Origin of the sequence: Brevundimonas sp., assembly GCF_018608325.1 — a bacterium.
Taxonomy (GTDB): domain Bacteria; phylum Pseudomonadota; class Alphaproteobacteria; order Caulobacterales; family Caulobacteraceae; genus Brevundimonas.
In genome coordinates, this window is sequence record NZ_JABAZW010000068.1 from 16,197 (window position 1) to 25,416 (window position 9,220).

At 66.2% G+C, this 9,220-nt stretch carries 7 protein-coding genes; 5 read left to right on the forward strand and 2 right to left on the reverse strand.

The genetic code is table 11. From position 1 onward, the window contains the following. Nucleotides 1–724, reverse strand: a 724-nt coding sequence (locus tag QZ281_RS07215) for a TonB-dependent receptor plug domain-containing protein (protein ID WP_292226538.1), incomplete at its 3' end; no start/stop codon positions are given. Between the two features lie 299 nt (nucleotides 725–1,023). Beyond that, entirely contained in the window at nucleotides 1,024–2,274 is a 1,251-nt protein-coding gene (locus tag QZ281_RS07220; RefSeq protein WP_292226540.1) for a TetR family transcriptional regulator, read from the reverse strand. Between the two features lie 157 nt (nucleotides 2,275–2,431). Here QZ281_RS07220 and QZ281_RS07225 point away from each other — a divergent pair, with 157 nt between their 5' ends. From QZ281_RS07225 to QZ281_RS07245, 5 genes are all read left to right on the forward strand, one after another. After that, nucleotides 2,432–4,258, forward strand: a complete 1,827-nt coding sequence (locus tag QZ281_RS07225; RefSeq protein ID WP_292226543.1) for a Ca2+-dependent phosphoinositide-specific phospholipase C — start codon at nucleotides 2,432–2,434, stop codon at nucleotides 4,256–4,258. A gap of 86 nt (nucleotides 4,259–4,344) precedes the next feature. Beyond that, nucleotides 4,345–7,059, forward strand: a complete 2,715-nt coding sequence (locus tag QZ281_RS07230; RefSeq protein WP_292226546.1) for a TonB-dependent receptor — start codon at nucleotides 4,345–4,347, stop codon at nucleotides 7,057–7,059. Nucleotides 7,060–7,114: 55 nt separating this feature from the next. Then, nucleotides 7,115–7,681 carry an RNA polymerase sigma factor gene (locus QZ281_RS07235; RefSeq protein ID WP_292226547.1) on the forward strand — a complete coding sequence of 189 codons (567 nt, stop codon included), beginning with the start codon at nucleotides 7,115–7,117 and terminating at the stop codon, nucleotides 7,679–7,681. 87 nt (nucleotides 7,682–7,768) lie between these two features. Next, nucleotides 7,769–8,761 carry a FecR domain-containing protein gene (locus QZ281_RS07240; RefSeq protein WP_292226551.1) on the forward strand — a complete coding sequence of 331 codons (993 nt, stop codon included), beginning with the start codon at nucleotides 7,769–7,771 and terminating at the stop codon, nucleotides 8,759–8,761. Nucleotides 8,762–8,844: 83 nt separating this feature from the next. Beyond that, nucleotides 8,845–9,220 (forward strand): STN domain-containing protein (locus tag QZ281_RS07245; protein ID WP_292226554.1); only part of this gene is annotated, 376 nt, incomplete at its 3' end.

Consider the following 9,220-nt stretch of genomic DNA (forward strand, 5'->3'; position numbering starts at 1 on the left):
GGTCGATGTCGGTCTGGGCGGTCGGGCGCCAGTTGACGCGCAGGCGGGCGGCCTTGGTGTCCTTGTCGCCCAGGCTTTCGCCGGTGTCGCGGTGGTACTGCCAGGCGCCGCCCGATTCCGCGGCCAGCGACAGGCGGGCCGTCAGGTTCTCAGCGACCGGACCGGACAGGAAGCCCTCGAACTTGGCGGCGTCATAGCTGCCGTAGCTGGCCGAGAAACCGGCCTGAACCGTGTCGGTCGGTGCGTTGGTGATGACGCTGACGGCGCCGCCGGTGGTGTTGCGGCCGTACAGGGTGCCCTGCGGTCCGCGCAGCACCTCGATGCGGGCGATGTCGTACAGCAACCCTTGCGTCATCACGCCGTAAGGATAGGCGACTTCATCGACATAGATGCCGACGGTGGAGGTGTTGTTGGCGGCATAGTCGGTCAGGCCGACGCCGCGGATGCGGAACTGGGGCTGGCCGCCGCCGAGCTGGCTGTCGACTTCCAGGCTGGGAACCGAGTTCTCCAGATCGTTGACGTTGCCGATGTTGCGGTTGTCCAGGTCCTGGCCCGAGATGACGGTCAGGGCCAGACCGACCTTCTGTGAGGACTCTTCGCGGCGCAGGGCGGTGACGACGATGTCATCCACGGACTGGGCCGCAGTGTTGGACTGGGCCGAGGCGGGCAGGGCCGCAGCCAGGGCGAGTACGGCGCTGGACGCGCCGAGAAGCAGACGTTTCATGTGTCGATCCATCGGGCCGACGAGATTCCCCCTCTCGCACGGGCCGAAATGTTGAAAGGGCGGTCGCGACGATGCCGCGCCCCGCGTCAGGGCGGGGGCTGTCGAACAGGCGTCGGTCCGGGACGGCGGAAGGACGGCTAGGGAGGCGGGGAGAGCGACATTCGCCGCGCTTCCGCGTCACAAGAAAAACATCTGTTCGACAGCGTTGCCGCTCTAGGCTTTCGCTGTGATGCTTTGATGACGCTTATTTGAAGTGTTCCTATCCGGTTTCAACGGACAGATAAGAACATTTGTTCGGTTCAACTCTGATGATGTGCGACCAGGATTTCCGCGACTGCCTGCAGTTGTGTCGAGGTGGCGGAACGCCCTGTGGCTGCGCCGACGATGGCGCTGCCCTTGATCCACAAGGCGAAGCGCGTGGCGGCCAGACGTGTCAGGTCAAACTGGGCGGGCCACAGTTCGGCGCGGTTGACGTGGGTGCCGCCGCCCTCTGGTCCGCGCAGGATCATGGCCAGATCCTGATAGGCGGGATCGCGCCGCGCCTGACGGCAGACCTGGGCGATCAGGCGGGCGTAGATGACATAGAAGCCGTCGCGTTCTGCGCCTCCGACCCGCAGCGTGCGCGCCATCAGTTCGCCCCAGCCCGGCAGGTCCGGCGGCCCTTTGCGGGTCGGATGGCGGAAGTCGAGATAGCCGGGGATGTCGCGAAACACCGCGTGCCAGACCGCGTCGATGATGAAGCGGCGCATGTCCGACCAGTGATAGGCGATGGTCGAGGTCGATGTGCCGACCGCCGTGCTGACCGAGCGGTTGGTGACGCTGGCCACCCCGCCGATCAGGATCTGGTCAGCCCCGGCCTCCAGCAGTTTCAGACGTGAGGATTCAGGCTCCAGCCCGTCGATGGGGGGCTTGGGTATGACCATGGCGGCGACATAGCTTTCGGTGACGCGGGCCTCGCCGTCGCCGTGGCCCAGCATATGATCGACCAGCCCGCCCAGGCCCTCGGCGGCGATCATCTCATAGTCGGCCCGCCCGCCCAGCGCGCCGATGTAGAATTGTTCGATGACCAGATAGGCCGACAGAACGCCGCCATAGGCGGAAAGATCAGGCGTTCGACACAGATAGGCGGTCCAGGCGTCGCGGCGCATCGCCTCCCACCGCTCCAGCAGGGAGGCGGTGAAGTCGTCGCGTTCGTGTGCGATCAGCAGGTCTTCCCAGACGCGGACGAAGCTGGCCGATGCGCCTGCGCGTTCGCGCAGATAGCGGTGGATCAGGGCGATCAGGCCGTCACGGCTGAGAGCCAGTCCCTGCACATCGGCGAAGAAGGCGTCGTGATAGGCGCTGTCCTGTTCGAACGCGGTCGCCGCAATGGCTTCGATCAGTCCCGCCCGCGCGCCGAACAGATTGACGATGACAGTGGTGCTCTTGCCCACGGCCTGCGCCAGATCGCGCAGCGTCAGCCGGTCCAGACCCGCCTCCGCGACCAGCGTCATGGCCGCCGCGACGATGCGGTCGGCGTCTATGGATCGGGAAGAGGCGGCGCTGGTCATGCAGGCTCTGAATGGCGGGGTTGGCGCGGCGTGTCGAGGGCGTTCAGCCGGGGTCATCTCGCCGCAGCCGATGAGGGGCGCGGCTGTAGCGTCGTTGTTACGAGCAGGCCGTATGGGCTTCACCCAGACGCGGCGCATTTCGCAACGGAGCCCCCTCATGTCCAGCCTTGTCGCCGCATTGGCGTTCAGCGTGATCGCCTGCAATCCCGCCGCCGCCGATCTTGGCGCCGCGGGCGGAGACGCCTGTGCGCGTCCCTGGATGGACCAGACCCTGCGCCTGAACGACCTGACGACGGTGGGGACGCACAACTCCTACAAGCTGGCCATTCCAGAGGACGAGCTTCAGGCGATGGTCGCGGTCAATCCGGCGGCGGTCGGTCTGGATTATGCGCACCGTTCGCTGGCGGATCAGTTGAATGCGGGGGCGCGACAGCTTGAGATTGACGTGCTGAACGACCCGCAGGGCGGGCGCTACGCCCACCCGCGTTCGGTCTTCGGCGGGGCGGCCTCGGTCAGTCCGGCCTTTGTCCAGTCTATGTCGCAGCCGGGCCTGAAGGCGCTGCACATGCCGGACGTGGACTACCGCAGCAGCTGCCTGACTTTCGTCGCCTGCCTGCAGCAGATCCGCGACTGGTCGCAGGCCCATCCCGACCATGCGCCGATCCTGATCCTGCTGAACGCCAAGACGGGCGCGGCCTCCCTGCCGGGCGGCGTCGCGCCGCTGGATTTCGACGCGGGGGCCTGGGACGCGCTGGATGCGGAAATCCGTTCGGTCTTTGATGAGGGCCATCTGATTACGCCCGATCAGGTGCGCGGGCGTCACGCCACCCTGCGTCAGGGCGTGCTGGCGGGCGGCTGGCCGACGCTGGGCCAATCGCGCGGCAAGGTCTTCTTTGCTCTGGACGAAAAGCCGGACAAGGTCGCCGCCTATGCTGCGGGCCGTCCGTCGCTCCAGGGCCGCGCCGTCTTCGTCAATACGGAGGAGGCCAGCCCCGCCGCCGCCTATCTGACCCTGAACGACCCGGTCGCGGATCAGGCGCGCATCCGCGCCGCCGTGGCGCAGGGCTTCATCGTCCGCACCCGCGCCGACGCCGATACGAAAGAGGCCCGGGCAGGGGACGTGACGCGCCGAAGCGCCGCCTTCGCCAGCGGGGCGCAGTATGTCTCGACCGACTATCTGTGGGCTGATCCGCGTTTCCCGACCTATCAGGTGCGTCTGGTGGGGGCGGCCGCCAGCATCTGCAATCCGGTGCGGACGGCCAATCGCTGTGATGATCTGGCGGTTGAGCTGACGGCGGAGGCGACGCCGCGCGGCTATCTGGCCGCCAGCGACCGCCCGGACCTGATCAAGGTGCTGGCCCCACCGCCTGAGCCGGGTTCGGCGCGTGACCGGGCCAACGCCGAAATCTTCCGCGAGACGCGCGCCCTGCAGGACACGCCACGCTGGGAACTGGCGACGCGCGACGTGACCGGCGACATGTACGACCATTTCGCCGAGGCTCTGGGCGTGCGCCTGACCGAGGCCGAGGCGCCGGTCCTGACCGCCATTCTGCGGCGTGCGGGCTATGACCGTTGGGTCGTCGGCGACGCCAAGACCTATTGGGCGACCAAGCGCCCCTACATTGGCACGGATTTGCCGATCTGCGAGGCCAAGACCGACCATCTGGCGGGCAACCCGGACTATCCGTCGGGACATTCGGCGCATGGAGTTCATGTCGCCATGCTGCTGGCCGAACTGGCGCCCCAGCGGGCCGACGTCCTCTATGCGCGGGGGCGTGAATATGCCGAAAGCCGCTTCATCTGCGGCGCGCATTCCTACAGCGCGGTCGAGGCGGGCATCCTGTCGGGCATGGTCATCTATGGGGCGGAACAGCGTTCCGACGTGTTCCAGCGCGACATGCAGGCGGCCCGCGCCGAGGTGCAGGCGGCGCTGGCCAAGCGTGGAATTCCGGCCCGTTCAGCCGCGAACGCGACAGCGCCGTGAAGTTTGAATGAAGATCACTGTCACACATTGAGGGGTCCCTTCCGGGCGTCGTTGAAGCGCCTAGAACCGGTTGGGGACTATCCAAAATGAAGAACAGAATTCTTGGCACGACGGCCTTCGCCCTAGTGGCGGCGGCTGCCGACGCAGGCGTGTCCAATGTCGATGAAATCATCGTCACGGGCAGCTATCGCCGCAGCCTGGAACAGGCCGTCGACCTGAAGCGCAAGAACATCGGCTTCTCGGACTCCATCGTCGCCACCGACGTGGCCAACTTCCCCGAGCAGAACCTGGCCGAGGCGCTGCAGCGCATGCCCGGCGTGACCATCGAACGCAACAAGGGTCTGGGCCAGCGCGTCATGGTGCGCGGCCTGCCCAGCGAGTTCACCTTCGTCAGCATCAACGGTCTTGCCACAGCTTCGGGCAGCGGCGGCCGTGATGTCGAGTTCGACATCTTCGCCTCGGAAATCATCCAGCAGGTCACCGTCCAGAAGTCGCCCACGGCGGCGCACGAGGAAGGCGGCATCGCCGGTTCGGTCAACATCACGACCGCCCGTCCGTTCGACTATGACGGCCGCCGCGTCGTCGCCGCCGTCGAGGGCGCCTACAACTCGATCTCGGAAAAGGTCGATCCGAAGGTCTCCTTCCTGGCCAGCGACACCTGGGGCGACTGGGGCGCGCTGGTGTCCTTCTCGACCGCCCGCCGCACCAACCGCACGGACTCGGAATCGGGCATCAACTTCCGCCCGCTGACGCGCTTCCTGAACCAGGGCGGCACGCGCGGAACCGACGCGGTGGCTGTGCTGGCGCGCGACGCGGGCGTTGTCGTCAAGGACCGGATGAACGCCAAGGAAACCGACCTGATCATCTTCCAGGACAAGGTCGGCGACCGCGCCTATCTGAATACCCAGGACCAGTGGGGCGGCACGATCTCGCTGCAGTATCGTCCGTCGTCGAACTTCAGCCTGGCCTTCGACGCCATGGTCGGCGCCTATGACACGACAGAGGACGAATACGACGCCGCCGCCTATTCGGCTTCCAGCCGTTCGACGCTGCAGACCATTCACGAATACGACAAGACCACGCTGGGCGAGTACGGCATGGTCGTGCTGCGCGACGTCTCCTACACCGCCACCCAGCACGAGATGCTGAGCAAGGAGCGGATCAACAAGACCGATTACCGCCAGTTCGGAACCGAGCTGAACTGGACCGGCGACAGCTGGCGCCTGCACGCCCTGGCTGGCTATTCCGGCGCGGACAAGACGCTGGACAGCTCCAACCTGAAGCATGTCGCCTATGCGCCGTCGCGCACCCGTTGGACCGCACGCGGCGGCGAGACGATCCCGAGCGCCACGTCCGCCGGATTCGACATGTACAACTCGCCCGACAAATACCTGTTCGAGGCCTATGAGACGACGCTGGAGCACATCACCGACGACAAGTACGCGGCCCAGGTCGACTTCACCAAATATCTGAGCCTGGACTTCTTCCCGGCCCTGACCAGCGTCCAATTCGGCGCCCGCTACACCGACAAGACCAAGCAGCGCGACTACGGCGCCCTGAACATTCAGGGCTCGGGCCCGGGCAAGGTCGATTATGTCGGCCGCCCGATGTCGCAGAGCCAGCTGACGCCGATCGGCGATCTGGTCCCCGGCGGCGGCTTCAACGTGCGTGACCTGAACTGGAGTCAGGTGTCGAACGACTATGCACGTCGCACCTTCCGCTATGACGGCTTCTACACCCCGTTCAACGTGGCTGATTATTACGAAGTGTCGGAGCAGGTGACGGCCGCCTACGCCATGGCGGACTTCAACTTCGACGTCCGTTCGGTGCCGGTTTCGATCAACGGCGGCGCCCGTTACGTCGACACCTCCATCACCTCGGCGGGCTATCACCAGATCCAGAACCCGAACGGTTCGACCGGCTATACGCCTGAGCCGGTGTCCAGCGACGGCGGCTATGACAAGCTGCTGCCCAGCATCAACATCACCGCCGAACTGACCGACAGCATCCTGTTCCGCGCTGCGGCGTCAGAGACACTGATTCGTCCGGCCCTGACTGATCTGGCCTACAAGCGCACGGCCAGCTGGAACTCGTACCGCTTCACCGACGGCAACCCGAACCTGCGTCCGACCTACGCCAAACAGTGGGAAGTCGGTCTGGAGAAATACCTGCCGCAGGGCGGTCTGTTGTCCGTCTCCTACTTCTCGAAACAGATCGAGGGTGTGGTGCGTCAGGCCCTGACCGGCGTGGTCAAGGGCGTGACCAAATACAACGCCAACGGCACCATCGACGGCGTCTATGACTTTGACGTCTATCAGCCGATCAACCAGCCGGGTTCGTATGACGTCAGCGGCGTGGAGCTGGTGGCCATCGTGCCGCTGGGCCTGATTTACAGCCCGCTGGAAGGCTTCGGCATCAACGCCAACTATACGGCGCTGGACAGCTCGCTGGCCGGTCAGTCCAAGATCGGCGTGCCAACCCCGCCCATCGGTCTGGCCGACAGCACCTACAACTTCACCCTGTTCTACGAGAAGGACAGCTTCCAGGCGCGCGTGTCCTATAACTACAAGGACAAGTACGTCGAAGGCATCGGCTACGAGATGTACCCGATCTGGCGTGACGGCTACGGCCAGGTCGATTTCTCGGCCAGCTACAAGCTGAACGACCGCTTCCAGATCAGCCTGGAAGGCATCAACATCACGGATGAGGCGACGACGGGCTACACGATGGACCCGTCCTTCCCGACGACCTACGAACTGTCGGGACGGCGCATCAACCTTGGCCTGCGGATGGAGTTCTGACCCCGCCGTGGACGTCATGCGACGCGCGCCCTTAATCCCCGAGAGCACGCTCGACGTGGCCGCCCCCTCTACCGGAGGGGGCGGTTTCGTCCGTTCTGAAGCCTCGCGTCCGCCACCCCGCGCAGAGGCGGATTTCGCCCGTCTGCGCCTGGACCTGATCGCCTATCTGCAGCGCAAGGGGCAGCCGATGGAGGACGCCGAGGACGTGATCCAGGAGGCCTTCGTCCGCTTTCATCGGGCAGGGCATGATCTGGCGACGCCGGATGCGCGGCCCCTGCTGTTTGTCATCGCCCGGAACATCCAGAACGACCGCTGGAAGGCGGCTGGACGCGAAACCCGTCGCCGCGTGCCGGAAGACATTCACGACATGGACACCGGCCCGCGCGCCATCGCGGGCAACGAACGTCCGGCCGACGAGCGGATTATCACCCGCCAGAATCTGGCCGCCGCCGCCGGGGTGATCCGCGCCCTGCCGCCGCGCACGCGCGACGCCTTCCTGCTGCATCGGTTCGAAGACCTGACCTATCGCCAGATCGCCGGACGGCTGGGCGTTTCGGTCAGCATGGTCGAAAAACACATCGCGGAAGCCCTCCGCCAACTGAAGAAATCACGCGATGACTGAGGTGTCCGCCGCCTGGATCGTTGTGAAGAGTGAAGGCCCGACGCGCGATGGTTCGCGCCCTGCCTGCACGGAGAGATTGACCCGCCCATGATGGAGCGACTGACCGCCCTGTTTGACCGCCAGCCCAGGACGGCTGAAGCCTGGCTCGCGCGCATGAGCAGGCCGCGCATCGGCGCGCGCGATCAGGCGGCCTTCCTGAAATGGCTGGAGCAGGACGAGGCCCATCTGGAGCACTATCAGGCGGCCAAGGCCGATCTGGCGGCGCTGGAGAACCTGCGCGGCGCGCTGGCGATGGATCTGGCGCAGTTGCGTCGCGGGCCGTCGCGCCGTGCGGGCGGGCGCTGGGTGATGGCGGCCGGACTGATTGCGGCGGGTCTGGCGGCGGTGGTCTTTGCTGCGCCACTGCTGATGACCGCGCCGGTCGAGACGCGTCGCTATGAAAGCGCGCCGGGTCAGATTTTGGATGTGGTTCTGGCCGATGGATCAAAGGCCACGCTGGACGCCGGATCGGCCATCGAGGTGGCGATGGCGGGAGATGCGCGGCGCGTGACCCTGATGCGCGGCGCGGCCTATTTCGACGTGGTGCATGACAGCGCCCATCCGTTCCAGGTGGCGGTCGGGGATCGCAATGTCATCGTCACCGGCACCCGTTTCACCACGGCCCTGCGCCGCGACCGGGCCGTGGTCTCGCTGCTGGAAGGCCATGTCGCCATCGGCCGCCGCGATGTGCGCCAGCCCCATGCGCTAGACGACGCCGTGCGGATGACGGCGGGCCAGAGCGCCGATTTCTCAATCGGCCAGCCGCAGGTCAAACTGGCTGAGGTGGATGTGGAGGCGACGAGCGCGTGGCGCGAACGGCGTCTGGTCTTCCATGACGCGCCGCTGTCCACGGTGGCGAGTGAGGTCGAGCGTTACATCGGCCAGCCGCTGGTCATTGCCGATCCGCGCCTTGCACGCCTGCGGGTCACGGCGGTCCTGCCGCTGGAGGGTGACGGCGCACTGATTGACCGCATGGGCCAGCTTCTGCCGGTCCGGGCAGAGAAACAGGCGGATGGCCGCATCCTGATCCGCGCGGAATAGAGGGTGTATCGCAGAGCTGTCACGCCAGCGCGGTAAGGCGGCCCTACGACCTTATCTCTCTCCAGCCACAGGGCCTGCCGCGCTTGAAACCGTTCGCACAGTCGCGGTCGACCGGTTTTCTGTGCGGCCTGCTTGTCGCCGTCGCTGCGGTTGGCGCGCCGACAGCGGTGTGGGCGCAGGACGGTGCGGTTCAGAGCTTTGACATTCCGGCTCAGGACGCGCGCCGCGCCCTGGTCGATCTGTGTCTTTCCGCCGGGTGTGAACTGGCTTTCGTCGCGCCGCTGGGACGTGCGCTGCAAAGCCATGGGGTGCGGGGGCGGATGGGCTGGCGCGCCGCCGTGTCCGAGATGCTGCGCGATACCCCCCTGCGTTATCGGTTCGTCGGCGCGCGCGGATTGCGGGTCTGGGTCGAACCGGTAAGGACAGCGTCCGTCGCCCCGGTGGTCGTCGAACCCGCTG